Source organism: Paractinoplanes bogorensis, from assembly GCF_018829635.1.
Classification (GTDB): domain Bacteria; phylum Actinomycetota; class Actinomycetes; order Mycobacteriales; family Micromonosporaceae; genus Actinoplanes; species Actinoplanes bogorensis.
This window is the reverse complement of record NZ_JAHKKG010000004.1, coordinates 555,871-581,484: the sequence shown is the minus strand read 5'-3', so window position 1 is coordinate 581,484 and position 25,614 is coordinate 555,871. Positions and strand designations below refer to the sequence as shown.

General features: G+C 70.2%; 25 protein-coding genes. 17 read left to right on the top strand and 8 right to left on the bottom strand.

Annotated features, from left to right (window positions below; all coding sequences use genetic code 11):
• Positions 1-128: 128 nt before the first annotated feature.
• The 5 genes from KOI35_RS14495 (at position 129) to larC (ending at position 5,109) form a co-directional block, all read left to right on the top strand.
• Positions 129-1,745, top strand: a complete 1,617-nt coding sequence (locus KOI35_RS14495) for a fatty acyl-AMP ligase (protein WP_215787558.1) — start codon at positions 129-131, stop codon at positions 1,743-1,745.
• A 232-nt stretch (positions 1,746-1,977) separates the two neighbouring features.
• Complete coding sequence (locus KOI35_RS14490) at positions 1,978-2,193, top strand: DUF397 domain-containing protein (RefSeq protein WP_215787556.1); 216 nt, start codon at positions 1,978-1,980, stop codon at positions 2,191-2,193.
• A gap of 144 nt (positions 2,194-2,337) precedes the next feature.
• Positions 2,338-3,198, top strand: a complete 861-nt coding sequence (gene larE / locus KOI35_RS14485; protein WP_308120978.1) for an ATP-dependent sacrificial sulfur transferase LarE — start codon at positions 2,338-2,340, stop codon at positions 3,196-3,198.
• On the top strand, positions 3,191-3,865 hold the full coding sequence (gene larB, locus KOI35_RS14480; protein ID WP_215787552.1) for a nickel pincer cofactor biosynthesis protein LarB: 675 nt from the start codon (positions 3,191-3,193) through the stop codon (positions 3,863-3,865). The genes larE and larB overlap by 8 nt, the downstream gene beginning before the upstream one ends.
• On the top strand, positions 3,862-5,109 hold the full coding sequence (gene larC / locus KOI35_RS14475) for a nickel pincer cofactor biosynthesis protein LarC (RefSeq protein ID WP_308120977.1): 1,248 nt from the start codon (positions 3,862-3,864) through the stop codon (positions 5,107-5,109). The genes larB and larC overlap by 4 nt, the downstream gene beginning before the upstream one ends.
• Here larC and KOI35_RS48905 read toward each other — a convergent pair.
• Together KOI35_RS48905 and uxaC are read right to left on the bottom strand one after the other, a co-directional pair.
• Positions 5,092-6,312, bottom strand: coding sequence for a mannitol dehydrogenase family protein (locus KOI35_RS48905; protein WP_308120976.1), 1,221 nt, complete (start codon positions 6,310-6,312; stop codon positions 5,092-5,094). The two genes, larC and KOI35_RS48905, sit on opposite strands and share 18 nt — an antisense overlap.
• Complete coding sequence (gene uxaC, locus KOI35_RS14465) at positions 6,309-7,706, bottom strand: glucuronate isomerase (protein ID WP_215787550.1); 1,398 nt, start codon at positions 7,704-7,706, stop codon at positions 6,309-6,311. Before uxaC ends, KOI35_RS48905 begins: the two co-directional genes overlap by 4 nt.
• Before the next feature lie 150 nt (positions 7,707-7,856).
• Between uxaC and KOI35_RS14460 the strand changes: the two genes are divergently transcribed.
• Genes KOI35_RS14460 through KOI35_RS14425 form a run of 8 tightly spaced genes read left to right on the top strand, consistent with a single transcriptional unit; the run spans position 7,857 to position 15,972 of the window.
• Positions 7,857-9,188 carry an ABC transporter substrate-binding protein gene (locus KOI35_RS14460; protein ID WP_215787548.1) on the top strand — a complete coding sequence of 444 codons (1,332 nt, stop codon included), beginning with the start codon at positions 7,857-7,859 and terminating at the stop codon, positions 9,186-9,188.
• 60 nt (positions 9,189-9,248) lie between these two features.
• Positions 9,249-10,130 (top strand): carbohydrate ABC transporter permease, encoded by an 882-nt coding sequence (locus tag KOI35_RS14455; RefSeq protein WP_308120975.1) that lies wholly within the window; start codon positions 9,249-9,251, stop codon positions 10,128-10,130.
• Complete coding sequence (locus KOI35_RS14450; protein WP_215787544.1) at positions 10,127-10,996, top strand: carbohydrate ABC transporter permease; 870 nt, start codon at positions 10,127-10,129, stop codon at positions 10,994-10,996. The genes KOI35_RS14455 and KOI35_RS14450 overlap by 4 nt, the downstream gene beginning before the upstream one ends.
• A gap of 2 nt (positions 10,997-10,998) precedes the next feature.
• Positions 10,999-11,928 (top strand): Gfo/Idh/MocA family protein, encoded by a 930-nt coding sequence (locus KOI35_RS14445; protein WP_215787542.1) that lies wholly within the window; start codon positions 10,999-11,001, stop codon positions 11,926-11,928.
• Between the two features lie 15 nt (positions 11,929-11,943).
• Positions 11,944-12,771: a sugar phosphate isomerase/epimerase family protein gene (locus KOI35_RS14440; protein WP_215787540.1), complete on the top strand. Its 828-nt coding sequence runs from the start codon at positions 11,944-11,946 to the stop codon at positions 12,769-12,771.
• A complete protein-coding gene (locus KOI35_RS14435) occupies positions 12,768-13,826 on the top strand; it encodes a Gfo/Idh/MocA family protein (RefSeq protein WP_215787539.1) in 1,059 nt (352 codons plus the stop codon). The genes KOI35_RS14440 and KOI35_RS14435 overlap by 4 nt, the downstream gene beginning before the upstream one ends.
• Positions 13,823-14,686 (top strand): sugar phosphate isomerase/epimerase family protein, encoded by an 864-nt coding sequence (locus KOI35_RS14430; protein WP_215787537.1) that lies wholly within the window; start codon positions 13,823-13,825, stop codon positions 14,684-14,686. Before KOI35_RS14435 ends, KOI35_RS14430 begins: the two co-directional genes overlap by 4 nt.
• 32 nt (positions 14,687-14,718) lie before the next feature.
• Positions 14,719-15,972 carry a lactate racemase domain-containing protein gene (locus KOI35_RS14425; RefSeq protein ID WP_215787536.1) on the top strand — a complete coding sequence of 418 codons (1,254 nt, stop codon included), beginning with the start codon at positions 14,719-14,721 and terminating at the stop codon, positions 15,970-15,972.
• Positions 15,973-15,975: 3 nt separating this feature from the next.
• Here KOI35_RS14425 and KOI35_RS14420 read toward each other — a convergent pair whose 3' ends face one another.
• Positions 15,976-17,004: a LacI family DNA-binding transcriptional regulator gene (locus tag KOI35_RS14420; protein ID WP_215787534.1), complete on the bottom strand. Its 1,029-nt coding sequence runs from the start codon at positions 17,002-17,004 to the stop codon at positions 15,976-15,978.
• A gap of 171 nt (positions 17,005-17,175) precedes the next feature.
• Here KOI35_RS14420 and KOI35_RS14415 point away from each other — a divergent pair, with 171 nt between their 5' ends.
• Positions 17,176-18,327 (top strand): hypothetical protein, encoded by a 1,152-nt coding sequence (locus tag KOI35_RS14415; RefSeq protein ID WP_308120973.1) that lies wholly within the window; start codon positions 17,176-17,178, stop codon positions 18,325-18,327.
• 38 nt (positions 18,328-18,365) lie between these two features.
• On the opposite strand, the gene KOI35_RS14410 is transcribed toward KOI35_RS14415, so the two are convergent.
• Entirely contained in the window at positions 18,366-18,581 is a 216-nt protein-coding gene (locus tag KOI35_RS14410) for a hypothetical protein (RefSeq protein ID WP_215787529.1), read from the bottom strand.
• A 219-nt stretch (positions 18,582-18,800) separates the two neighbouring features.
• On the opposite strand from KOI35_RS14410, the gene KOI35_RS14405 reads away from it, so the two are divergent.
• Entirely contained in the window at positions 18,801-20,285 is a 1,485-nt protein-coding gene (locus tag KOI35_RS14405; protein ID WP_308120972.1) for a lysyl oxidase family protein, read from the top strand.
• Position 20,286: 1 nt separating this feature from the next.
• Here KOI35_RS14405 and KOI35_RS14400 read toward each other — a convergent pair whose 3' ends face one another.
• Together KOI35_RS14400 and KOI35_RS14395 are read right to left on the bottom strand one after the other, a co-directional pair.
• On the bottom strand, positions 20,287-21,684 hold the full coding sequence (locus KOI35_RS14400; RefSeq protein ID WP_215787511.1) for an acyltransferase family protein: 1,398 nt from the start codon (positions 21,682-21,684) through the stop codon (positions 20,287-20,289).
• Between the two features lie 152 nt (positions 21,685-21,836).
• On the bottom strand, positions 21,837-22,328 hold the full coding sequence (locus KOI35_RS14395) for a nucleoside deaminase (protein ID WP_215787509.1): 492 nt from the start codon (positions 22,326-22,328) through the stop codon (positions 21,837-21,839).
• 140 nt (positions 22,329-22,468) lie between these two features.
• Between KOI35_RS14395 and KOI35_RS14390 the strand changes: the two genes are divergently transcribed.
• Positions 22,469-23,419, top strand: coding sequence for a phospholipase D-like domain-containing protein (locus tag KOI35_RS14390; protein ID WP_215787508.1), 951 nt, complete (start codon positions 22,469-22,471; stop codon positions 23,417-23,419).
• Positions 23,420-23,433: 14 nt separating this feature from the next.
• Positions 23,434-23,559 carry a hypothetical protein gene (locus tag KOI35_RS48395; protein WP_281420088.1) on the top strand — a complete coding sequence of 42 codons (126 nt, stop codon included), beginning with the start codon at positions 23,434-23,436 and terminating at the stop codon, positions 23,557-23,559.
• A gap of 216 nt (positions 23,560-23,775) precedes the next feature.
• Here the strand turns inward: KOI35_RS48395 and KOI35_RS14385 are convergent, their stop codons facing one another.
• Positions 23,776-24,441: a response regulator transcription factor gene (locus KOI35_RS14385; protein ID WP_215787506.1), complete on the bottom strand. Its 666-nt coding sequence runs from the start codon at positions 24,439-24,441 to the stop codon at positions 23,776-23,778.
• A complete protein-coding gene (locus KOI35_RS14380) occupies positions 24,438-25,565 on the bottom strand; it encodes a sensor histidine kinase (RefSeq protein ID WP_308120971.1) in 1,128 nt (375 codons plus the stop codon). The genes KOI35_RS14385 and KOI35_RS14380 overlap by 4 nt, the downstream gene beginning before the upstream one ends.
• Positions 25,566-25,614 lie beyond the last annotated feature (49 nt).

Below are 25,614 nucleotides of genomic sequence, written 5' to 3'. Positions count from 1 at the left end.
CCGGGCCCGGGCGACCGTTGTCCACAATCAGCCGGCCCGCACGGCTGCTGTGGACAGCGAAACGCGATCTTGAGGGTGGCCGCGTAGCGTGAGGACGGATCGAGAACCGTCCACCGCGGGAGGATCGCGTGAGTCGTTTCGTCGAGGGAATTGTCGCCAACGCCGGCCGGGCGGGCACCGGCATGGTGACCGGGGAACCCGGCGAGGCGGACCGCCGGACGTGGAGCGAGCTGCACCGGCAGGCGCGCCGGGTGGCCGGGGGTCTGGCCGGGCGCGGACTCCGGCCCGGTCAGGCGGTGGCCGTGCTGGCCGGGATGCCGGCCGAGATCGCGCCGGTCGCCCAGGGCGTCTGGCTGGCCGGCGGCAGCGTGACGATGCTGCACCAGCCCACCCCGCGCACCGACCTGGCCGTGTGGCGCGACGACACCGTACGGGTGCTGCGCATGATCGATGCCCGGCTGGTCGTGGTCGGCGCGCCGTTCGAGGCGATGGCGCCGGCCCTGGACGCGTACGGGATCGCTCATGCCGGTGCCGCCGAACTGGCCGGCGGGCCGGAGAGCGAGCCGGTCGAGGCCGGCGAGGACGATCCGGCACTGCTCCAGCTCACCAGCGGGTCGACCGCCGAGCCGAAGGCGGTACGCATCACGCACCGCAACCTGTTCGCCAATCTGAGCGATGCGAGCACCCATCTGAGCTGCGGCGAGGACGGCGTGATGGTGTCGTGGCTGCCCATGTTCCACGACATGGGCATGATCGGCTGTCTGGCCCTGCCCATGCTCAGCGGCCTGGAACTGGTCAGCGTCACCCCGGCCGACTTCCTGGGCCGGCCGCTGCTGTGGGCCGAACTCATCAGCCGGTACGGCGGCACCATCACCACCGCGCCCAACTTCGCGTGGGCGGTGCTCACCCGGCAGCTCGCCCGCCTCGAACCGGGCACGCTCGATTTGTCGAAACTGCGCGTCGCGTGCAACGGCGCGGAACCGATCGACCCGTCCACCATGCGCGCGTTCGTCGCCGCCGCCGCCCGGTTCGGATTTGACCCGGGCGCGGTCAACTGCTGCTACGGCGCCGCCGAGAGCACCCTGGTCATCTCGCTGTCCGGGGTGTCCGACCCGATGATGCTGGACGCGGTCGATCCGGTCGCGCTCGAACGCGACCGCGTGGCCACCGGCGGCACGCGCGAGATCCCGATGCTGGGCCGTCCTTTCCCGAGCGTCGACGTGCAGGTGGTCGACGACGACGGCAAGCCGCTGGGCGACCGCCAGGTCGGCCGGATCCAGCTGCGGGGCGAGTCGGTGACCGACGGTTACATCACGCCCGGCGGCTACGAGCCGGCCCGCGACGCCGACGGCTGGCTCGACATCGGCGACGAGGGCTACCTGGCCGGCGGTCAGATCGTGGTCTGCGGGCGCCGCAAAGACGTGATCATCATGGGCGGCCGCAACATCTATCCGACCGACATCGAGCGGGCGGCGGGGGCGGTTCCCGGCGTACGCGACGGCAACGTCGCCGCCGTCCGCCTGCTGACCGGCGACGGGGTCGCCCGCGAGTCGTTCGCGGTGCTGGCCGAGTCGAAGCAGGCCGGCGACGAGGCGGCCGCGCAGCAGATCGCCCGCGAGGTGACCGCCCGGGTGGTGGCCGAGATCGACGCCCGGCCGGCGGCGGTGCGGATCCTGCCGCCCGGCTCGTTGCCCAAGACCCCGTCGGGCAAGCTGCGCCGGGCGGCCGCCCGCGAGCTCCTCTGAGCGGCCGCGGCCGCGGTCGCGACCCGGCCCGGCGCGACCCGGCGCGACCCGGCGCGACCCGGCCCGGCCCGGCGCGACCCAGCCCGGCCTTCGGGAAAATCGCGCGGAATTCAAGTGATTGACTGCGATAAATTGACAGTCGGCTTCCGGACAGATCGCTGGACATCGCGCCACTCCGTTTACTCATACGATGGACTGAGTGCATCGACCCGATCGACGGAGGTGGCGAGTCATGCATCGGCCCGATTTCCGTTCGGCCCGGTGGCGCAAGTCCAGCGGCAGCGTAGAGACGAACTGCGTAGAGGTGGCGCTGGTCGGAGGCGTCATCGGGGTACGCAATTCCCGTGACCCGAGTGGTCCGGTGCTGGCTTTCACACGGTCGGAATGGGCGGCATTCCTGACCGGCGTCCAGGGCAACGAGTTCGAGCTCGGCGAACTAAGTAAATAGGACAGTCCGCACAGTGAATCGACCCGGATGACATCAACCGCGCCGGTCGGCCGGACCGGCCGAAATTCGCCCATCGCCGACGCCGGACCGCAACAAGTGGCAACCTCTTGCCATGGCCCCAGGTGGACAGCGTGGAATAGCGGCGTGACGAATCCGGACTCCTCTGACGTCTCCGCGGCCGTCGCGGAGGTCACCGAGCAGATACGCGGCGTCGCCCGGCTGGGCGTGGCTTTCTCGGGTGGCGTCGACTCGTCGGTGCTGCTGGCCCTGGCCGCCCGCGCGCTCGGCCCCGGACGGGTACTGGCCATCCTTGGGGTGTCGCCCAGCCTGGCCGCGGACGAGCGGACGGCCGCGCACGCGGTCGCCGCGCACATCGGCGTGCCGGTGGTCGAGGTGGAAACGCACGAGGGTGAGCGCGACGCCTACCGGGCGAACGGTCCGGACCGCTGTTTCCACTGCAAGGACGAGCTGTTCACGGTGATCGGAACGGACCTTGCCGCTCAGCACGGGCTGGACGCCGTGGCCTACGGGGAGAACGCCGATGATGTACGCCGTCACGACCGGCCCGGGGCGCGGGCAGCCGCGGCCCATCGGGTGCTGAGCCCGCTCGCCGCCGCGGGGCTGGACAAGGCGGCCGTACGCCGGATCGCGCGCGCCCTCGACCTGCCGTGTGCCGACAAGCCGGCCGCGCCCTGCCTGGCCTCGCGGATCCCGCACTTCCAGATCGTCAGCCCGCGCAAACTGAGCCAGGTCGAGCAGGCCGAGGCCGCGCTGCGCCGGCTGGGGTTCGGTGACCTGCGGGTCCGCCATCACGGCGAGATCGCCCGGGTCGAGCTGCCCGCCGGCGACCTCGTCCGGGCGGTGAGCGAGCCGATGCGCGAGCACGTCCGCCGGGCCGTGAGCGAGGCCGGTTTCCGGTTCGTCACGCTCGACCTGACCGGCATCCAGTCGGGCGCCTTCACCAGCGCGTTCACCGACCCGCCAGAAGACGGTGACCGTGGCTGAGCCCGACCTCTCCTCGTACGCGAATCTCGACCTGGACCGGACGAAGCGGCGCGGCTACCCCGAGGCCGTCTACTGCGCCGGCAAGACCCCGGAGCAGGTGAAAGGCATCGCCCAAGCCCTGCGCGACCACACCGGCGTCACCCTGTTCACCCGGGCCGACCAGGAGCATGCGGACGCCGTACGGGCGGTGCTGCCGGATGCCTTTCACGACCCGATCGCCAAGCTGGTCGCCTGGCCGCCGGACCCGCCCGCGCCGACCGGTGAGCGCGTCGTCGTGGTCGCGGCCGGCACCTCCGACCTGCCGGTGGCCCGCGAGGCGGCGCTGACCGCGGAATATCTCGGCCGCGCGACCGACCTCGTCGTCGACGTCGGGGTGGCCGGGCTGCACCGCGTCCTGGCCCACGTCGAGCTGCTGCGCCGGGCTCGCGCGGTGGTGGTCGTGGCCGGGATGGACGGCGCGCTGCCCGGGGTGGTGGCCGGGCTGATCGCGGCGCCGGTGGTGGCCGTCCCGACCTCGGTCGGATACGGCGCCGCCTTCGAGGGTCTGGCCGCTCTGCTGACCATGCTGAACGCCTGCGCTCCGGGAGTGGCCGTGGTGAACATCGACAACGGATACGGCGCGGGCCATCTCGCGGCGCAGATCGCCGCCGCCCCGGGTCAGCCGTGACGCGGCGGCACGCGTGGGTGGACGCGTCCGCCGGGATCGCGGGCGACATGCTGCTGGGCGCCCTGCTCGACGCCGGGGCCTCGCTCACCGCGGTGCAGTCGGCGGTCGACCTGGTGTCGGGCGGCACCGTGCGGGTGCAGACCCGCGAGGTCACCCGCGGCGGGTTGCGCGCGCTCAAGGCCGAGGTCGAGCCGCTCGTCGACGATCCGCCGCACCGCACCTGGCGGGAGGTGCGCGAGATGCTCGAACGGGCGGGACCGGGCACCCGTACGGCCGTCGCGGTGTTCACCGCCCTGGCCGAGGCCGAGGGCCGGGTGCACGGGATGAAGCCGGAGGACGTGCATTTCCACGAGGTGGGGGCGCTGGACGCGATCGCCGACGTGGTGGGCTGCTGTGTCGCGCTGGCCGACCTGGACGTCAGCACGGTCTCGGCCGGGCCGGTGGCGCTCGGCTCGGGCTCGGTGCGCACCACGCACGGCCGTCTGCCGGTGCCGGTGCCCGCGGTGGCCGAGCTGGCCCGGGGCTGGCAGGTGTCGGCCGGGGGCGACGGCGAGCTGGCCACGCCGACCGGGCTGGCGCTGTTGCGGACGTTCGCGCGGGCGTGCGAGCCGCTGCCGCCGATGGTGCTCGAGTCGATCGGGGTCGGGGCCGGCACCCGTGATCCGGCGGGCCGGGCCAATGCCGTACGGGTGCTGGTCGGCGCGGTGGAGGGGGTCCCGGCGGCCACCCGGACGGCATCGGCCGAGGAGTACACGCCGACCGAGTCGGCCCTGCTGCTCGAGGCCAACGTCGACGACCTGGATCCGCGGTTGTGGCCGGGCATCCTGACCCGTCTGCTGGCCGCGGGCGCGTCCGACGCCTGGCTGGTGCCGATCGTGATGAAGAAGGGCCGCCCGGCGCACACCCTGAACGTGCTGTGCCCGCCCGGTCTGGCCGGTGCGCTGCGCGATCAGATCTTCCGCGACACCAGCACAATCGGTGTCCGGCACAGCCCGCGCGGCAAGGTGGCGCTGGAGCGGCTGTTCGCCGACGTGACCGTGGGCGACACGCGCATCCCGGTCAAGGTCGCGCATCGCGACGGCCTGGTCGTGCAGGTCATGCCGGAGTTCGACGACGTCGCCGCCTTGGCCCGCCGCCAGGATCGCCCGGAGCGTCTGGTCCTGCTGGACGCCTACGCCGCCGCGAGCGGGGCGGGCCTGGTCGTGGGCGCCGCCCTGCCCGAGAAGCTACGCCCGGAGCAGTGACTCCACCGTCTTGACGAGGTCGTCGTCGCCGGCCAGATCCGGGGCGAGCAGGGTGAGCACGTCACGGGCGGAACCCGCGCGGTCGGCGAACGGTTGCGCGCCCGCGTCGGCCACCGGTGCCCCGATCCCGCGCAGGTGGTCGATCCACGCGGCCAGGATGCGCGCCGCGCCCACCGGCATGCGTCCGGCCGCTCGTTCGCCGCGCAGGACCGGCAGCACGCGGATCGGGATCTTCTGCGAGCCGTCCGCGGCGATCTGCGCGAGCGTGTGCCGGATGCGCGGATTGGCGAACCGGTCGAGCAGGGCCGCGCGGTAGGCGGTCAGTTCGCCGGCGGGCAGCGGCACGTGCCGGCACGCCTCGTCCCACCACTCGTCGAGCCAGGTCCGGCACCGGGTGTCGGCCACCGCGTCGGCCACCGATTCATGACCGAGCGCGCTCCCGGCGTACGCGAGAAGGGAATGCCCGCCGTTCAGCAGCAGCAACTTGCGCGTCTCGTGCGGCACGACGTCGTCGACGAACCGGGCCCCGGCGTTCTCCCAGGCCGGGCGGCCGACCGGGAACTCGCCGCTCAGCACCCACTCGGTGAACGGTTCGGTCACCACCGGGGCGGCGTCGGCCCACCCGCCGGCCGACTCGACCTGGCGGATGTCGTCGCCGGTGGTGCGGGGCGTGATGCGGTCGACCATCGTGGTCACGAACGACACGTGGCCGGCGATCCAGTCGTCCAGCGCCGGGTCGAGCCGGGACGCCAGGTCGCGCACCACGCGCGCGGTCACCTCGCCGTTGCCGGGCAGGTTGTCGCACGAGACGACGGCCAGCGGACCGGATCCGGCCAGCCGGCGCGCGGCCAGGCCGTTGACCAGCCGGTCGGCCACCACGCCGGACGGCGCGTAGGCGGCCTCGGTCATGGTGAGCGTGACGATCGCGGTCCCGGGCGCCGCCACCAGGTCACGCCAGGTCGACGCGTCGCTGCCGGGATGGGCGGCGACCAGCGCCTCCTGCACCTGCAGCTCGTCCGCCGACGGCCCGCGGACGACGAGCGTGTAGCGGCCGTCCTGCGCGGTCAGCGCCTCGGCCAGCCCGGCCGAGCGGCCGGTGAACGCGGCGATCCCCCAGTCGTCCGAGGCGGCGCCGGTGTACCAGGCCTGGTGGGCGCGGAAGAACCCGCCGAGCCCGAGGTGCACGATCCGGATCGGCCTCACAGTTTGAACACCTCGCGGGGCTGGGTGGTGACGAGCGCGGTCAGCGTCTCGAGCGCCTCGTCCTCGTCGAGCCGGTGGGTGGCGACCAGCTCGGCCAGGAAGCCGGCGTCGAGCCGGCGGGACATGTCGTGCCGCGCCGGGATCGAGCAGAAGGCGCGGGTGTCGTCGATGAACCCGGACATCCGGCTGAACCCGGCGATCTCGGTGACGGCGTGCTGGAAGCGCCGGATCTCGCTCGGGTTGTCGAGGAACCACCACGGGGCACCGGCGTACACGGCGGGATAGAACCCGGCCATCGGCGCGATCTCACGGCTGTACACGTCGGGGTCGACCGTGAAGAGCACCAGGTGCAGGTTCGGGTGCGTGCCGAAGCGCTCCAGCAGCGGCTGCAGAGCCGCGGTCATTTCCACTTGTACGGGGATGTCGTGCCCGGTGTCCGGCCCGAACCCGGCCAGCGTGTCCGGGTGGTGGTTGCGCCAGATGCCCGGGTGCACGGTCATGACCAGGCCGTCGTCGCACGACATGCGGGCCATCTCGAAGATCATGTGCCGCCGGAACGCGGTCGCTTCCGCCGGGGTCACCGTGCCGGCGAGCGCGGACCGGTAGATGCGCTCGGCTTCGCTCACTTCGAGCGGCTCGGTGCCGGCGTCGAAGTGCCCGTGGTCGGCCGAGACCGCGCCCTGCGACACGAACCAGCGCCGCCGTTCCTCCAGGGCCGCGATGTAGCCGGCGTAGTCACCGGTGTCGCCGTGGAGTTCCTTGACCGTGGACGGCCAGCCGGCCCGGCCGATCTCGAGGTACCGGTCGGGGCGGAAGGTCGGCGCGATCCGGGTGGCCACCGCCGGGTCGTCGCGCAGCGCGCGGTGGGCGGCCAGGTCGTCGGCCGGGTCGTCCGTCGTGGCCAGGAACTCGATGTTGAACCGCGAGAGCAGGGCGCGCGGCCGGAACTCCGGAGACGCCAGCCGCTCCGAGATCAGGTCGTACAGCGTGTCCGCGTTGCCGGCCGACGGCCGCTGGTCGACCCCGAACACGTCGGCCAGGGACGACTCGAACCAGAACCGCACCGGCGTGCCGCGCAAAAGATGCCAGTTCGCGCAGAACAGCCGCCACGCCTCGCGAGACCGCTCGGACGAGAGCGGCCCTTCCCCCACCCCGAGCGCCGTCAGCGACACCCCGCCGGCGTGCAGCAACCGGGTCACGTAGTGGTCGGGCTGGATGAACAGCGACGCCGGGTCGGCGAACGGCTCGTCGTCCAGGATCAGCCGCGGATCGACGTGCCCGTGCGGGCTGATGATCGCCGACCCGGCGACCTGCTCGTAGAGACGGCGGGCGATCGAGCGGACCCCGGGGTCGGCGGGCAGCAGCCGGTCGGGGTGCAACGTCAGAGCAGCCATGGGCCCGAGCCTCGGTGTGTTCGCGCGGAACGCGCAATCAGTTGCCACGAGTTGCCTGGGCGGCACGGCAACAAAGTGCAACTGATTGCGCGGAGGTTAACGGGCGGCACACAGTGACCCCGATCACTCCCCAAATTAGGAGAGACGCTCATGAATAGAAAATCTTTTGTCGCGCTGGCCGCGGTGACGGCTTTGGCGCTGGGTACGGCCGCGTGCGGCGGCGACGACGAGGGTGGCGGCAGCGGCGGGGCGGGCAAGACGCTCAACGTGCTGATCGGAGCGAACACCCAGTACCCCGACGAGTTCGCGGCCTGGCAGAAGGACATCAGCACCAAGTTTAAGGCGGCCACCGGCGCCGAGGTGAAATTCGAGACTTTTGCCAGCGCCAACGACGAACTGACCAAGATTCAGACGTCCGTGGTCTCCGGTTCCGGTCCCGACGTCTACGCGGTCGGCACCACGTTCACCCCGACCGCCTATTCGACCGGCGCCTTCGTCAAGATGGGCGACGACGAATGGGGAAAGATCGGCGGCAAGGAGAAGTTCAACCCGGCCACGCTCGGCATCTCGGGTCCGGACGAGCAGAACCAGGTCGGCATTCCGTGGGTCAGCCGCCCGTTCGTGATGGCCTACAACACCGACCTGCTCAAGGCAGCCGGCATCGACAAGCCGGCGACCACCTGGGACGAGCTGACCGCGCAGGCCAAGCAGCTGACCAAGGGCGACCAGTACGGACTGGCGGTCGCCTACAAGGACAACTTCGACCCGTGGAAGTTCGTCTGGGGCATGTCCACCCAGGCCGGTAACCCGCTGGTCGACGGCAAGACCGCGAAGCTGCAGGACCCGGCCGTGCAGAAGGCGTACCAGACCTATTTCGGCTGGCTGGCCAACGACAAGGTGGTCGACCCGGCGGCGATCGGCTGGACCAACCCGCAGGCGCTGGCCGCTTTCGCCAAGGGCAAGACCGGCTATTTCCTGCTCACCACGACGACCGCCAGCAATTCGCTGGAACAGGGCGCGGTGAAGGGCAAGTGGAAGTTCGCACTGCTGCCGACCGTGCCGCCCGGCGCCACCTCACGACCGGCCAACGGGGTCGAGGCGGCCAGCATCCTCTCCGGTGACAATCTGCTCGTCGCCGACTATTCCAAGAACAAGGATCTCGCTTTCGAGTACGTCAAGCTGGTCACCGATTCCGACGCGCAGCTCGATTACTACAAGAAATTCGGCAACCTCCCGGCCAACGCGGCCGCGCTGCAGTCGCTGGCGTCGGACGCGCAGCTCGAGCCGGTGACCGAAGCGGCCAAGAAATCGGTCGCGACCCCGTTCACCGGGGCCTGGGCCGACATTCAGCTGGCGCTGACCAACGTGGCCGTGCAGACCCTGCCCGAACTGACCAAGGGCCCGCTGAACACCGCGCAGCTCGACTCGCGCATCGCCGACGCGCAGAAGGCCGCGCAGACCTCGCTGGACAGGGCCAAATAGATGGCCACCCTCGCACCTCCCGAGCAGAAAGCGCCACCTCAACACGTACGGCGAAAGGGTGTGACCGAGCGTCAGCGGCCGTTGTGGCTGCTCACGCCGGGCGGGCTGCTGATGACCGTGGTCATCGTGCTGCCGCTCATCCTGGCCGTGTGGATCTCGCTGATCGACCTCGACCAGTACACGCTGCGGCGGTGGGTGGAGGCGCCGTTCATCGGGCTCGGCAACTACGTCGAGTCGTTCAGCTCGGGCCTGCTGAACTCGATCTGGATCAGCGTCTCGTTCGCCGTGCTCTCGACCCTCGCGACCGTGCCCATCGGCATCGCCGCCGCGCTGGTCACGCAGAACAAGTACCGGGGGCGCGGCCTGGTGCGGGCCGCCTTCCTGATCCCGTACGTGCTGCCGTCGTTCGTGGTCGCCTCGGTGTGGCGCACCATGCTCCAGCCGGACGGCATCGTGAACGCGTGGCTGTCCAAGGTGGGTGTCGACGGCGGGCTGTGGTTGAGCGGGCCGCGCTCGTACTGGACGCTGATCCTGGTCGAGATCTGGGCCGCCTGGCCGTTCATCTATCTGATGGCGCTGGCCGCCCTGCAGTCGGTCGACCACGAGGTGCACGAGGCCTCGGCGGTGGACGGCGCGACCTGGTGGCCCAAGCTGACCCGGGTGATCCTGCCCTACCTGCGCGGGCCGGTGCTGCTCGCCTGCCTGCTGGCGACGCTCAATCACATCAACAACTTCACCTTGCCGTTCGTTCTGTTCGGGGCGCCGGCCCCGGACGATGTGAACGTGATGCCGATGATCGTGTACGTCACCAGCTTCCAGAGCCTGCGGTTCGGGCTGAGCGCGGCCATGGCGGTGCTGTCGCTGGTGCTGATCGCGATCCCGTTGTTCGTCTACCTGCGCGCGGTCCGGTTGGACGTGCATGAGGAAGGGGGCCGTAAGTGAGCACATCCGCCTCTTTGGAGGCCACCCGGCTGCTCCCCCGGTGGCTGCTCGCCACGCTCACCACCGTGCTCGTCGCGCTCGTTCTGATCCCCGTGCTCTACATAGTGCTCGCCTCGCTCAACAGCGACGTGGGCGTGGCGTCGGGCGAATTCTGGCCGAGCTCGTGGAGCCTGGACAGCTACAGCCGGATCTGGCGGACCGCCGACCTGTCCAGCGGCATCCTGAACAGCCTGATCGTCTGCGCGTTCACCGCGGTGGCGTCGGCGATCCTGGGCACCACCACCGCGTACGTTCTGGTCCGCTACACGTTCTTCGGCCGCCTGACCATCCTGCGCGGTCTGGTCGGCCTGCAGAGCATCCCCGGCACGCTCATGCTGCTGCCGGTGTTCGTGCTGTTCTCGTCGGCCGGCAACTACCTCGGCATCACCGTGATCGGTACGCGCTGGGGCCTGTTCATCGCCTACCTGACGTTCGCGCTGCCGTTCTCGACCTGGGTGATGGTCACCTATCTGCGCGGGCTGCCGCGCGAGCTCGAGGAGGCCGCCCGCACCGAGGGCGCGTCCACGATCATCATCCTGTGGAAGATCATCTTCCCGCTCAGCCTGCCCGCCATCGTGGTGTCCGGGATCTTCGCGTTCCTGCTCGGATGGAACGACGTGTTGTTCGCTTCGGTGCTCACCCGGCCGGAAACGCACACCGCCGCGGTCGCCTTGTCCATCCTCGGCTCGGCGCAGGAGGGCGGCGCGCTGCCCGTCTATTCGCAGACCATGGCCGCCTCGCTCATCTGCGCGCTGCCGGTCGTGCTGCTCTATCTGACGTTCCAGCGCTACCTGGTCGGCGGCCTGACCGCGGGCGGTGTGAAGTGAGGGTGGCCGTCGTCGGCCTGGGCGACGTGTCGGTCGTGCACCTGGCGGCGATCGAGAAACTGGGCGCCACGCTCGTCGGAGTGTGCGATTCGCGCGGCGACTACCGCGCACTTCTGGACGAGGTCCGGCCCGATGTCGTCCACATCTGCACACCGCACGACCAGCACGTGCCGGTCGCGCTGGCCGCCCTCGAACGCGGCGTGCACGTGCTGATGGAGAAGCCGGTCGCGCACACCCTCGAGGAGGCCGACCGGCTGGTCGCCGCGGTCAAGGACCACCCCGCGCTGAAGGTCGGGGTGTGCCTGCAGAACCGGTACAACCTCACGTCCCAGGCCCTCTTCGAGTTCCTGCGGAGCGGCGAGATGGGCGCGGTCCGCGGAGGTTCGGCGTCCGTGCTGTGGCACCGGGACGCCGCTTACTACGCCGCCCGGCGCTGGCGGGGGCAGCGGCGGCGCTCGGGCGGCGGCGTCCTGATCAACCAGGCCATCCACACGCTCGACCTGCTGCAATGGCTGCTCGGCGAGGTCACCTCGGTCCGCGGCCACGCCGGTCGATATGGCGGCGTGGCCGGTGGTGGCTCGGTTGATGTCGAGGACACTGCGCACATGGTGCTCGATCACGCCGATGGCACGCGCAGCGTGTTCTTCGCGACCACGACCAACGCGGTCGACTCGCCCGTGACGATCGAGATAGTGACCGAACGCGCAACTCTGCTCGTCCGCGGCGACCTGACGGTGACGTACACCGACGGCCGGGCCGAGACGATCGCCGAGCTCGCCCCGGACGGCGGCGGGCGGGCCTACTGGGGCGCCTCGCACGAACTGCTCATCGCCGACTTCTACCGCTCGCTCGACGACCCGGCGCCGTTCTGGATCGGACCTCAGGAGGCGTTGAAGGCGCAGCACCTGATCGACGAGATCTACCACCACTGAGGAAGGGCACCGCCGATGTGGACTCTCTCCGGATTCTCCGACGAGATCTCCCCCGACTTCACCGAGCAGTGCGAGGTCGTCCAGGGCCTCGGCCTGAAATACGTCGAGGTGCGCAGCGCCTGGGACGTCAACATCCTCGACCTGTCCCCCGATCAGCTCGAGACGGTCAAGAAGACCCTTTCCGCGTACGGGCTGAAAGTGTCCTCGATCGGGTCGCCGATCGGGAAGATCGCCATCACCGAGGACTTCGCGCCGCACCTGGACCGGATGCGGCACGCGGCTGAGGTCGCCCGGCTGCTCGGAGCCCCGTACATCCGGATCTTCTCGTTCTTCATGCCGGCCGGCGACGACCCGGCCACCCACCGCGCGGAAGTGATCGAACGGATGCGCGCTCTGGTGCGGGTGGCCGAGGAGGCCGACCTGATCCTGCTGCACGAGAACGAGAAGGAGATCTACGGCGACGTGCCCGGCCGGTGCCTCGACCTGATCCGCTCGGTCGGTTCGCCGTACCTGCGGCTGGCCTGGGATCCGGCCAACTTCGTGCAGGTCGGCGTGCGCCCGTACACCGACGGGTATGCGCAGTTGCGGCCGCACATCGAGTACATGCAGATCAAGGACGCGCTGTTCGCGGACAACTCGGTGGTGCCGGCCGGGCAGGGCGACGGCGAGCTGGCCGCCACCGTCCGGGCGCTGCGGCACGACGGGTTCGACGGGTTCTTCTCGCTCGAACCGCACCTCGCCGGCGGTCACGCCACCGGCGGGTTCAGCGGGCCGGAACTGTTCACGACCGCGTGGCGGGCCTTCACCGGCTTGCTCGACACCGAGGAGATCGAGTACGCATGAGTGTCCCTTCGTTCGCCCTGGTCGGTGCGGGTGTCATCGGCAAACAGCACGGGCTCGTGATGAGTCAGCTCGCCTCTCGTCTTGCTCTCAAGGCGGTCGTCGACGTGGTCCCCTCGCGCGCGGCGGAACTCGCCGATTCCCGCGGCGGACGCCCCTACAGCGCTTTGTCCGATGCTCTCGCCGCCGAGGACATCGACGTCGTGGTCGTGTGCACGCCGACCGGCCTGCACGGCGCCGTCGCGATCGAGGCTCTCGAGGCGGGCAAACACGTGATCATCGAGAAGCCGGCCGAGACCACCGTGGCCCGTACGGACGAAATCATTGCCGCTCGCGACAAAGCGGGCACGCTGGTCACCGTCATCTCGCAGCACCGGTTCGACCCGTCCACCGAGCAGACCCTGGCCGCGATCGAGGCCGGCGAGTTCGGGCGGGTCACGTCGGGCATCGCGGCCATCGACTGGTGGCGCGGGCAGAGCTACTACGACTCCGGCGACTGGCGCGGCACCTGGGAACTGGACGGCGGCGGCGCCCTCATGAACCAGGGCGTGCACACGGTCGACCTGCTCGTGGCGGCGCTCGGGCGGCCGGTGGAGGTTTTCGCGTACGCCGGAACGCTCGCCCACGAACGCATCGAGGTCGAGGACGTGGCGGTCGGTGTTGTTCGTTTCGAGTCGGGCGCGCTCGGCGTGCTGCACGCGACCACGTCGGCCTACCCGGGACTGAGCGCCCGGCTGCAGGTGCACGGTGACCGCGGGTCGGCCGTCATCGACAACGACACGCTGGCGTTCTTCCACTCCACTCCGGCCGGGGCGCCGATCGAGGAGAAGCTGATGGGCACGACGCAGGCGCTGTCCGGTGGCGAGGAGGTCGCCACGGCGGGCAGCAACCCCGGATCGCTGTCCGACGCGCACCGGTTGCAATACCTGAACTTCCTCGACGCCCTGGCCGGGACCGCGACATTGCGGGTCGACCTGGAGACCAACCGGCAGTCGATCGCGGTCATCACCGGCGCGTACGAATCCGCGCGCACCGGTCGGCCGGTGGTGCTCAAATGAGCAGGATCGCGGCCAACCCCATCCCGTACTGGGCGTCGGCGGGCAAGACGCGCGAGGTCTTCGAGGAGGCGTTCGCCGACTTCCACGCCATCGGATTCACGGCGGTCAAGGCGGACGTGCCCGAAGGCATGACGGCGGCCGACTATCGGGCGTGGATCGGCGGATACGGGTTGTCGCCGTCGCTCAGTTTGTTCAACTCCCCGTTCGACGACACGGTCACAGTCGCCGGCGAGGTGGAGAAGGCCAAGCACTTCGCCGAGGACCAGGTGGCGCTCGGTCTGGACCGCACGATGGTCTCCTCGATGGCCGTTCCCGAGCGCCTCGAACAACCGGCGGTCGGCGCCGGCTTCGACGAGGGCCGGCTCGCCCGCGCGATCGACATGTGCGGCGCGGTGTGCGAAGCGCTCAAGGCCGGCGGGCTGCGGCCGCTGCACCACTCCCACATCGGCGGCGTGTTCGAGACCGAGCACGAGATCACCCGCCTGCTCGACGACCTCGGTCCCGGCGTGATCGGGGTCGGGCCCGACACCGGTCACCTGCAGTGGGCCGGCATCGATCCGGCGGCCTTCATCGGGCGCTACGCCGACCGGATGGGCGGCATCCACATCAAGGACGTCTTCCCCGACCACCTGACCGGCTCGGCCCTCTCGTACCGCGAGGCCACGGCGTCCAAGCGGCTGTGGGCCGAGCCCGGCCTGGGCGTGGTCGACTTCGACGCCGTGCTGGCCGCCATTCCCGAGTCGTACGACGGCGACTTCATGATCGAGGTGGACGAGCCGTCGGTGGCGTCGAAGCTCGAGTCGCACGAGATGTCGTTCGCGTGGGCACGACGGACACTTTCCGGCCGCGTCACCGACTGAACTGTGCAAGGCTTTTCGCGGAGGGACGAGAAATGACATCCGTGATCGAAGGGCGGGCGGCCCGGGTCGGTGGCGCCGATAGGGTGCTCAGCGACGACGAGGTCACCGGCTTCGTCGTGGAGCAGCTCGGCGGGCTCGACGTGGACGGGCGCAGCGTGTGCGTGCTCGTGCCGGACGCCACGCGTACGTGCCCGTTGCCGTTGCTGGTCGGCGCCGTGCACCGGGCGCTGCACGGACGGGTGTCGCGGTTGACCGTGCTGATCGCGCTGGGGACGCACGGCGCGATGTCGGAGGAGGCGCTGCGCGCGCACGTCGGGGTCTATCCGGGCACCGAGGTGATCAACCACGAGTGGTGGAAGCCGGAGACGTTCGCCAATCTGGGGACGATTCCGAGTGCGCGGATCGAGGAGCTGTCCGGCGGGCGGATGAGCGGGGACGTGCCCGTGATGCTCAACCGCGCCGTCGTCGACCATGACATCGCGCTCGTCGTCGGGCCGGTCCTGCCGCACGAGGTCGTCGGGATGTCGGGCGGGAACAAGTACTTCTTCCCGGGCGTGGCCGGCCAGCAGATCATCGACGTGTCGCACTGGCTCGGGGCGCTGATCACGTCGGCCGAGATCATCGGGACCACCGGGCTCACCCCGGTGCGGGCGCTGATCAACGACGGTGCGGCGCTGATACCGGCCGAGACGTACGCGTTCTGCGTGGTCACCGCTGACACTCAGGAAAGCGCGCTGCACTCGATCTCGTTCGGCGACTGCATCGCGTCGTGGGCGAGCGCGGCCGAGATCAGCGCGGCGACCCACGTGACCTACCTCGACCGGCCGCGACGGCGGGTGCTGTCGCTCGTACCCGAGATGTACGACGAGATCTGGACCGGGGCCAAGGGGTTCTACAAGGTCGAGCCGATCGTGGCCGACGGCGGCGAGGTCATCCTGTACGCGCCGCACATCCGCGAGATCGCGACCAGCCATCCGCAGATCCACGAGATCGGCTACCACTGCCGCGACTACTTCGTGAAGCAGTGGGACCGGTTCAAGGACGTGCACTGGGGAGTGCTCGCGCATTCGACACATCTGCGCGGTGCGGGCACCTACGACGCGGAGACCGGGGTCGAGAAACTGCGCGTTGCGGTCACTCTGGCCACCGGGATTCCGGAAGAGGTGTGCCGTGCGGTCAATCTGGGCTACCGCGACCCGGCGACGATCGACGTCGGCGAGTTCGCCTCCGACCCGGACACCCTGGTCGTGCCGCGCGCCGGCGAGGTGCTGTTCCGACTGCGCTGACGCTCAGCGCGGCCGGGGCGTCAACGGCGGGCGGGCGTGCACCGTCGCGCGCGCCCGGGCCGTGGAATTGCGCACGACGAGGCGTACGGGAAGAACCAAGGGACGACCCGACGGCTTGGCGCCCTGAGCGACCGCGATGCAGTTCTGCATGCCGGTGAAACCCATCCGGTAGAGCGGCGACGCGATCGTGGTGAGCTGCGGCTCGACCAGCTCGTCGAAGATGATGTTGTCGAAGCCGACCACGCTGACCTGCTCGGGCACCGGCACACCGAGCCGGCTCAGGCCCTTCACGATGCCGATCGCCAGCTGATCGTTGTAGGCCTGCACGGCGGTCGCGTCGAGTTCGGCCACCCGCAGCGCGGCGCTCAGACCGGCCAGGACCGTCGGCTCGTACGGGCCCAGCCGGCGCACCTCCAGTCCCAGGTCGGCCGCGGCCATCCGCAACGACCGCCAGCGGACGCCGTCCGACCAGCTCGTCTCCGGCCCGGCGACGTACGTGATCCGGTCGTGCCCGAGCGAGGCCAGGTGCTCGACCGCCCGCCGGATGCCGCGTTCGGCGTCGTTGAGCACGCAACTGGCCTCGGGGATGATCCGGTTGAGCAGCACGACGGCCTTCTGCTTGGCCACCATCCGCAGCGCGGAGTCGGTCATCCGGGAACTGGCGATGACCACGCCGTCGACCTGGGCCAGTTCCTGCTCGATGGTCTGCCGCTCCACCTTGGGCGACTCGTTGGTGTGCGACAGGATCAGCTGGTAGCCGGCCTCGCGGGCGGCCTCGTAGGCACCCTTGATGATGTCGCCGTAGAACGGGTTGGTCACGTCGGCGACGACCAGGCCGATGGCGTTGCGGACGACACCGGGCTCGGGCCGCCGGGCCGCCGTGCCGGTGCGGTAGCCGAGCTTCTCGGCCGCCTCGAAGATGCGCTGCGCGGTGTCCGCGTTGACCCGGCCCGGGCGGGCGTACGCACGGGACACCGTCGAGGCGGCCACCCCCGCCTCGCGCGCCACGTCGTAAATCGTCGGGCGGCTCATCTCCAGGATGTTAAATCCGCCGACCGTCTCGAAACAGCCCCGGCACCGCGGTCAAACCCATTTCCCCGTACGCCCCCAAGCGTCATCACCCGCACCCGCGCCCGCCCCGAGTGGTTGATCCCTGCAATAGTTCGGATGGTTGTGTCGGCTCGGGAGGTTGAATCGGTCATCGTGCGCGCTTTCTCCATGCTCCTCGCCGCCGGCTTCCTGTCCGCACCCGTCATCGCCGCGCAACCGGCCGCCGCCGCCCGCGCCGCCTCGCCGGTCGACCGGTCGCTGCTGCAGCTCGATCGCGCGCAGATGAGCGAACGCGCAGCCGCAGCGACGGTGTGCACGATCCGCGACGAGCGACTCGACGAGTTGTCCGGCATGGTGGCCGCCGGGACCGGATATGTGGTGGTCAACGACGGCTCGGACTTCGCGGCCCGCCGGAAGATCTTCTTTCTGGACGCACGCTGCAAGGTCACCCGGACCCTGTCGTATCCGTCGCGGCCGCGCGACACCGAGGACATGGCCCGCGGCGCCGACGGCACGTTGTGGATCGGCGACATCGGCGACAACAGCGGCAGCCGCGACACGATCGCGGTGTGGAAGCTCGCCCCCGGCGCCAAGCGGCCGGTCCTCCACCGGATGGCCTATCCGGACGGCGCCCACGACGCGGAGGCGCTGCTGGTCACCGCGGACGGCACCCCGATCGTCGTCACCAAGGACGGCGGGACGGCCGGGATCTACCGGCCGAAGTCCGCGCTGACCCGGGACTCCACGACGCCGCTGGAGAAGGCGGGCGAGGTCACGCTGCCGATGACCACGACCAGCAACCCGTTCTCGTTCCTGGGCCGCGCGGTCATCACCGGCGCCGCGACCTCGCCGGACGGCCGCCACGTCGTGCTGCGCACCTATGCCGACGCGTTCGAGTTCGACGTCACGGACAACGATGTGATCGGTGCGCTCACGTCCGGGAAACCCCGGCAGATCCCGCTGCCCGACGAGCCCCAGGGCGAATCGGTCACGTACAGCGCGGACGGTCGCTCGTTACTGACCGTCTCCGAGCGATCGGACGCCGGCACGGACCCGGTGATCCAGCGTTATCCCCTGCCCGACCGGCCGGCCGCGTCTACGCCGGCTGCGCCGCCATCACCATCGTCGTCCGCTCCCCCAACCGATGATGCCGCCACACCCGACGCCACGGCACCCGATGCCAGGGCCGCCGCGGCCGAGGACGGGCCGCCGGTCGCCTACATCACCGCGGTCGCCATCGGGGTCGCGGCGATGGCCGTGGGCGGCGTCGGCCTGGTGCTGGCCCGCCGGGCCCGGCGTCGCTGAGCCGCTTCCGTCCGGCAACCGCAACGGTCAGCGGACGGTCACTTCCCGTCGGGGTCGGTGCGGCGGATCTTGCGCATCAGCATGGCCAGGACGCCGTAGCCGGAGCCCAGGTTGCCGGTGGTCACCGCGGCCGCCGTACCCATGAACAAGGCCTGGGCGCAGTCGGGGCAGACAAGCCGGCCGGTGACGGTCTTTTCGAACGGCTCGCGCACGCGCCGCTTGCAATCCGGGCACTCCTGGCCACCGAACGCCATCCCGACTCCTCCGCCGAACACGAGACCGAACGCGGGACCGACGGCCGTCGATCCGATCAAGCGCGAGAGTAGATGAGCCACGCACGCGACCCGGGACGAGTCGGGCTTCGGACACGACGTCACTGATTCGACGGATATGACAGCCCGTCTCACAGCCGACTCACAGAGTGAGCGATTTAGTGAGCGCACAATCATCGGCTGTGCACTGGGGGGTTTGTGGTGGGACGGGTACGAAGGTGGTCGCTGGCGGCCGTCGCGTTGGTGACGCCGGCCGGGCTGGCGTTCGCCGGGGTTCAGGTGGCCGACGCGGCGACCAGCACCGACGGCGTACGGCTGGTGTCGGCCGGGAAGAACATCAAGGCCGAGCGGTGGGACAACGGGGACGGCTTCAGCGTCGACCTGGATCTCGGGCTCAACATCGTGGCCGGGCGGGAGCCGCTGGAGATCCGGGCGACGCGCAAGTCGTACGCGGATCCGATCGTGGCGCAGCTGATCCGCGGGGACGACCGGGTGACCCTGCCCAAGGCGCTGGTCACCGACTTCGCCGGCCTCAAGCAGCTCACCACGGTGACGATCAAGAACACCAAGGGGACGGTGGTCCGGCGCTACTGGACCAACTTCTGCCCGAACTCGTACGACTCGGTGCGTACCCGGCCCGACGCACCGGCCCAGACGCCGTATCCGACCGGATGCGCCGACGGGAACCCGTTCGTTCTCGGCGCGGTGTGGGGCGTCCAGGCGGGCTGGAGCGCGTCGACCAGTGACGTGCCGACCCACGGGAAGCCGTTCGACCTGCCGGTCGGGAAGTACTCGGTGACCGTGGTGGTCAATCCGCCGTACCAGAAACTGTTCGGCCTGACGGCCAAGGACGCGACCGTGGCGCTCAACCTGTCCGTGGTCAAGCCGAGCGTTTCCGCCGAAGCGCTCCGGAAGAGCGCAGCCACGAGCACGGACGAGCACCAGCACGGCCCGCAGGTGTTCCAGGCGCCGACCAAGCGCCCGGTCACCAAGAAGGCCGGCCCGGGACCGCGGCCCGACCTGCGGTCGCTGCCCGCCTGGGGCATCTCGCTCAGCAAAGAGCCGAAGAACAAGTGGTACGTCAACTTCGGCGCGACGGTGTGGAACGCGGGCAACTCGCCGCTGCTGGTGGACGGGTTCCGGCGCAGCGGGCAGGGCCTGATGGACGCGTACCAGTACTTCTTCGACGCCGACGGCAACCAGGTGGGCGCGGTGCCGGCCGGGACGATGGAGTGGGACGCGCGGGCCGGTCACAACCACTGGCACTTCACCGACTTCGCGCAGTACAACCTGCTCAAGGCGGACCAGAAGCAGGTCGCGCGCAGCGGCAAGGAGGCGTTCTGCCTGGCCAACACCGACGCCGTCGACTACACGATCCCGCTGGCCAAGTGGCGGCCGAACAACACCGACCTGTCCACGTCATGCGGCATGCAGACCTCGGTGGGTGTGCGTGAGGTGCTCGACATCGGCAACGGCGACACCTACACGCAGGACCGGCCGGGCCAGTCGTTCGACATCACGGGGCTGCCCAACGGCACCTACTACATCCAGGTGAAGGCCAACCCGGCCGGCAAACTGAGCGAGGTGAGCGCGGCGAACAACACGTCACTGCGCAAGATCGTGCTCGGTGGCACGGCGAAGAAGCGGACTCTCACCGTGCCACCGGTCAACGGCATCAAGGGCTGAGCTACTGGTCCCGCGGGGGCTGCTCCACGCGAGCAACCCCGCGGGACGCCGACCCATAGACAGTGCCTGATGCGGGCCGCGCGGGCGGGGCGGCCGGCGGTGCGGGGTCGACTCGACGGATTGACCCGGTCGGCGGGCCGTAGTCGTAAGCGCGGGACGGACCCGACTGAGGGCCGGCCTGGGGACCCGGTTGCGGACCCGCCTGGGGACCCGACGCCGTGGGGGCCTGTGTGGGGAGGGTCGGGCTCAACGCCGTACGGGAAACCGGGGTTGACGTTGAAGCCGCCACCGGAGCCGGAGTCGCCACGGCCAGGCGCGGCCACAACGAAGGCTTGCGCTTGGCCGACACGTCTTCGACCCAGCCGAACAGCAGCACGGCCACGATCACCATGGCGGTCTCGAGCACGAGCATCCACACGATGTACTGGAACGTCGCCCACGGCACCTGGTAGTGCTCGAGCACGAGCGCACCCAGCGTGATCAGCGGGAAGTGCCAGAGGTAGATCGTGATGGCGCGGGCGTTGATCACCCGGACCGACTCCGACAGCCACTTGAAGTTGTCGAGGAAGTCCATGGTCGGGCGGAAGCGCAGCACGATCAGCACGAAGGCGAGCGACCACATGGTGCGGGCGATCGGCTCCTCGTTGAGGTCGAAGCCCCAGTCGGTCGGGTGGGTGAACAGCCAGTACAGGCCGATGCCGCCGATCACCGTGACGACGGCCGCCCAGGCCGCGACCGGGAGCCGGTGCAGTCGACCGTCACGATGGGCGAAACCGGCCATCCAGCACGCGGCGTAGGTGACGAAGTCCCACATGATGCCGTCGATCGGGTCGGGCAGGCGGAACCCGGTGACGTGCAGCGCGGCCACGGCGGCCAGCGGCAGCGCGATGGTGATCCAGCCGAGCTTCTTGTAGAGGAACCACAGGACCGGCGAGACCAGGACGAAGATCAGGTAGGCGCGGAGATACCACAGCACCTCCCAGAACGGCTCGCCCCACGAACTGCCCGGCGGGTCTTCCAGCGGGAAGATCCAGAAGAGCAGGTTGAGCTTGTGCAGCGGGTGATCAGGATCGGACGACGACCAGCCGTGCCAGAACATGATCGGCAGCGCCACCGCGGCGAACGTCCAGAGCGCGGGCAGCAGGCGGCGGATACGCGACCAGACCGCCTTGCGGGTGCCGCCCTTGGCCAGCGAGGCGGCCATCAGCGAGCCGGCGATCGCGAACATGACGCCCATCGCGGGCAGCACCCAGGTCAGCCAGGCCCAGCCGAACGCGTGGTAGACGACGACACGAATGATCGCGGTCGCGCGAAGCGTGTCGATGTACCGGTTGCGCGACCTGGCCGGCGCGGCGGGCGCGCCGTCGGTCGCCACGGCCGTGGCGGTGCTTGCTGTCATCGAAGTCCTTCACGGCCGAGTCGGGAGTCCGCGGGCATGCGGCACACAGCCTACGTACGGGACCACGCCGGCGGTGACCCGGTAAACAGCCGGAAAGACGCGACGATCCTCACACCCGGCCGAATTCGATCATCCTTTCGGGCAACCGGCACTCAACGCCAGAAACCCCGGTGCACGTCGGCCGCACTGGCCAGCCCGGCCGGCCCGTCGACCACGATCGGCCGGCCGCCCCGGGCCAGCACCTCACGCGACGAGAGGTTGAGCGGCGGGACGCCCTCCTCCTCGTCGACCATCGCGCTCAGCTCGTCGGACGCGAAGGCGAACACCATCCGCCCGATGCCCGACCAATAGATCGCCCCGGCGCACATCGCGCACGGTTCGGTGCTCGTATAGAGCGTGCTTTCGCCCAGAACGCGCAATCCCCAGCCACCCGCGACCCGCACCAGGTTGGTCTCGGCGTGCCCGGTCGGGTCGGCCTGGGTGACCGTCGAATTGAGCGCTTCGGCCACGGTGCCGTCCGCCGCGACCAGCAACGCCCCGAACGGATGATCGCCTCGCTTGCGCGCATCCCAGGCCAGAGCCACCGCCCGTTCCAGGTACGCCTCGTCGACCGCATCGATCCTGCTCGACGTCACGAGTGCCATGTATGTGTCCCCGTTCTCCCGCGCCCCGCTCAGCTTGGTCGATGAGCCGGCCGGGCCACATCAACTCTCCGGACGAAAGCACCCGCCAAGGGTCGCGCAGTTGACATCGCCGCACCGCGCGGACGCCCACACTGATCGTCATGGGGCTGGATCTGGGAAGTGTGGAGTTCTACACGGGACCGACGGTGCTGGGCGGCCCGGACGACCTCGACGCGGTCATCCGGGAGTTCATCGCGGGCGCCACCGACACGTTGCTGATCGCCGTGCAGGAACTGGACTCGCGGGCCATCGCCGAGGCCGTCCTGGCGGCCAAGGCGCGCAAGGTGAGCGTGCAGATCATTCTCGAGGGCGACTACCTGGTCGAGGACCCGCCCGCCGCCGACCCGTGGAGCCTGGCCGGTGACAACGAGGAGAACCGGGTCATCCACGCGGCCCTGCTGCGCGCCGGCGTCGACCTGGTCACCGATCTGAATCCGAAAATCTTCCACCAGAAGTTTCTGGTACGGGATCCGGGCGCGCCCACCGCGGCCGTGCTCACCGGGTCGACCAACTTCACGCTCACCGACACCGGTCGCAACGGCGCCGCGGGCAACAACCTGAACCACATCCTGATCCTGCGCGGGCAGACGGCGACGGGCCTGTACGTGCGCGAATTCGAGCGTTTGCGCAGCGGCACGTTCGGTGAGTTGCACGAACGGCGCGAACCCCGTCCCCGGGAGTTCCGGCTCGGCGGAATCCGGGTCAAACCGGTCTTCGCGCCGCACCAGGGGCCGGAGATGGAAATCATGAAGCAGATGCTGAAGGCCTCGCACCGTGTCGACTTCGCGATGTTCACCTTCGCTCAGTCCTCGGGCATCGACGACACGATGTTCTGGCTGCTCAAGGCCGGCATTCCGGTGCGCGGCATACTCGATCGCGGCCAGGGCAGCCAGAAGTGGGCGGCCACCGTCCCCCTCAAGGTCAAGGGCGCTTCCCTGTACGAGAACACGCCCGGCAACGGTGTCCGCAAGGTGCACCACAAACTGATGGTGATCGACGAGCAACTGGTGATCCTGGGAAGTTTCAACTACACGGCGCCGGCCACCACCTGAACGACGAGAACATCGTGGTGCTCGGCGATCTGGAGGAGACCGATCCGGACGCCATCACCGCGCAGCGGCGGCTCGCGGCATTCGTCCTGGGCGAGATCGATCGCATCATCGCGACGCTGTCCCGCCCGATCGCCGACTGACGGCCTTTTGCTGCGCGTTCCTTGCGTCCCGCTCGGCTTCTTTGCGCGGGACGCCCGGCTTCTTTACGCGGGACGCTCAGCCTCTTGCGCGTTACGGTCAGCCCCTCTTGCGCGGTGCGCTCAGCCCCTTTCTTGTGCGGTGCGCTCAGCCCTTTCCTGTGCGGTGCGCTCAGCCCTTTCTTGTGCGGCGCGCTCAGCCTGTCTTGCGCGGTGCGGTCAGCCTCTCTTGCGCGGTGCGGTCAGCCCGGACTCGTAGGCCCAGACGACCAGTTGTGCGCGGTCGCGGCAGTGCAGCTTGGTCATCGCGCGGTTGATGTGCGTCTTGGCCGTGAGCGGGCTGATCACCATGCGGGCGGCGATCTCGTCGTTGGTCAGCCCGCGGGCGACCAGCCCGACCAGCTCCTGCTCGCGGCCGGTGAGCACGTCGCGCCCGGCGGCCGGGTCGGGCGGTGGCGGCCCGGTGACGAACTCGCTGATCAGGGTGCGCGTGACGGCCGGGGCGAGCAGCGCGTCGCCCCGGGCCACCACGGCGACCGCCTGCAGCAGGTCGGCCGGGTCGGCGTCCTTGAGCAGGAACCCACTGGCCCCGGCCCGGAGCGCGGCGAACACGTACTCGTCCAGGCCGTAGTTGGTCAGGATCAGGACGCGTACGGCGTTCAGCCCGGGTTCGGCGGCGATGCGGCGGGTCGCCTCGATACCGTCCAGCCCGGGCATCTGCACATCCATGAGCACCACGTCGGGCCGCAGGAGCCGGCACTGCCGTACGGCCGCGTTGCCGTCGGCCGCCTCCCCCACGACCTCCAGGTCGTCCTCGGCCTCGAGCAGGGCCCGGAACCCGGCCCGCATCAGCGCTTGGTCGTCGGCGATCAGAACCCGGATCACGTCGCGCCGTTCAGCGGGAACGTTGCCCGTACGGCGAAACCGCACGGCTCTTTGTGCGCGGCGTGCAGTTCGCCGCCCAGTCCGGTGACGCGTTCGCGCATTCCGATCAGTCCGACGCCCGGTGTCACCGGTGTCAGGGTGCTCGCACCGTCGTCGGTGATCGATACGGTCAGTTTCGCCGGCGCGTACTCCACGAGTACGTCGGCCGTGGCGGGTCCGGCGTGCCGCGCGACGTTGGTGAGCGCCTCCTGCACGACCCGGTAGCCGGCCTCGTCCACCGCGGCGGGCACGTCGGCCGGATCGCCCGCGACGGTCAGGCGTACGGGAATGCCGGCCGCTCTTGTCCGTTCGGCCAGTTCGCCGACCCGGGCCAGCCCGACACCGTCCGGATCGGACGGTGAGCGCAGCACATCGAGCGTCGCGCGCAGTTCGCGCATCGCGGCGCCGCCCGCCTCCTGGATGGCCAGCAGCGCGGCCGGCGGATCCTCGCCGCGTTTCCGGGCCAGGTGCACCGCTATCCCGGCCTGCACCTTGATGACCGAGATGCTGTGGGTGAGCGAGTCGTGCAGGTCGCGCGCGATCCGCAACCGCTCCTCGCCGGCCCGCCGCAGCGCCATCTCCTCGCGCGTTCGCTCGGCGTCGGCCGCCCGTTGCTCGACCTGCTCGAGGTAGGCCCGCCGCTGCCCGGCCACCAGACCGGCCACATTGGCCGCTACGAACCAGCCGAGCAGCAGCGACGTGCGCTCGACGAGCGGCTCCCCGGTCAGCCCGGCCGGCGCGGCCGTGATGTCACGCGCGAGGAACCCGGTCAGGAACACCACACTGGCCACGGCCGCGGGAACCCGGAGGCCGCGCCAGGCGGTGAGATAGACCAGACCGAGCACCGGGAACGCCGCGGCCACTCCGGCGTGCACCCGGATGTGCAGGACGAGCATCGAAATGGTCACCACGATGAGCGCCGGCACCGGGAAACGACGGCAAACGCTCACCGCCGCGGCCATCAGGACGACCAGCACGACGTCGAGGGCCCGCACCGGGCCGGCGTCGGGCGCGAAGGCGGCGTTGCCGAGCAGCAGGCCGCCCAGGGCGGCGCCGGCAATCAGGTACGGCAGGTCCGGGCGCACCCCCGCACTGTAGGACGGCCGGTCCTCGACGGGCATCCCACTTGCGCGG

Coding starts and splice junctions, on each gene's coding strand:
- KOI35_RS14420 (WP_215787534.1), bottom strand. CDS start 17,004: ATGAGCCGCCCGACGATTTACGACGTGGCGCGCGAGGCGGGGGTGGCC.
- KOI35_RS14430 (WP_215787537.1), top strand. CDS start 13,823: ATGAGCAGGATCGCGGCCAACCCCATCCCGTACTGGGCGTCGGCGGGC.
- KOI35_RS14390 (WP_215787508.1), top strand. CDS start 22,469: ATGGGGCTGGATCTGGGAAGTGTGGAGTTCTACACGGGACCGACGGTG.
- uxaC (WP_215787550.1), bottom strand. CDS start 7,706: ATGGCTGCTCTGACGTTGCACCCCGACCGGCTGCTGCCCGCCGACCCC.
- KOI35_RS14435 (WP_215787539.1), top strand. CDS start 12,768: ATGAGTGTCCCTTCGTTCGCCCTGGTCGGTGCGGGTGTCATCGGCAAA.
- KOI35_RS14400 (WP_215787511.1), bottom strand. CDS start 21,684: ATGACAGCAAGCACCGCCACGGCCGTGGCGACCGACGGCGCGCCCGCC.
- KOI35_RS14395 (WP_215787509.1), bottom strand. CDS start 22,328: ATGGCACTCGTGACGTCGAGCAGGATCGATGCGGTCGACGAGGCGTAC.
- KOI35_RS14410 (WP_215787529.1), bottom strand. CDS start 18,581: ATGGCGTTCGGTGGCCAGGAGTGCCCGGATTGCAAGCGGCGCGTGCGC.
- KOI35_RS14440 (WP_215787540.1), top strand. CDS start 11,944: ATGTGGACTCTCTCCGGATTCTCCGACGAGATCTCCCCCGACTTCACC.
- KOI35_RS14460 (WP_215787548.1), top strand. CDS start 7,857: ATGAATAGAAAATCTTTTGTCGCGCTGGCCGCGGTGACGGCTTTGGCG.
- KOI35_RS14490 (WP_215787556.1), top strand. CDS start 1,978: ATGCATCGGCCCGATTTCCGTTCGGCCCGGTGGCGCAAGTCCAGCGGC.
- KOI35_RS14425 (WP_215787536.1), top strand. CDS start 14,719: ATGACATCCGTGATCGAAGGGCGGGCGGCCCGGGTCGGTGGCGCCGAT.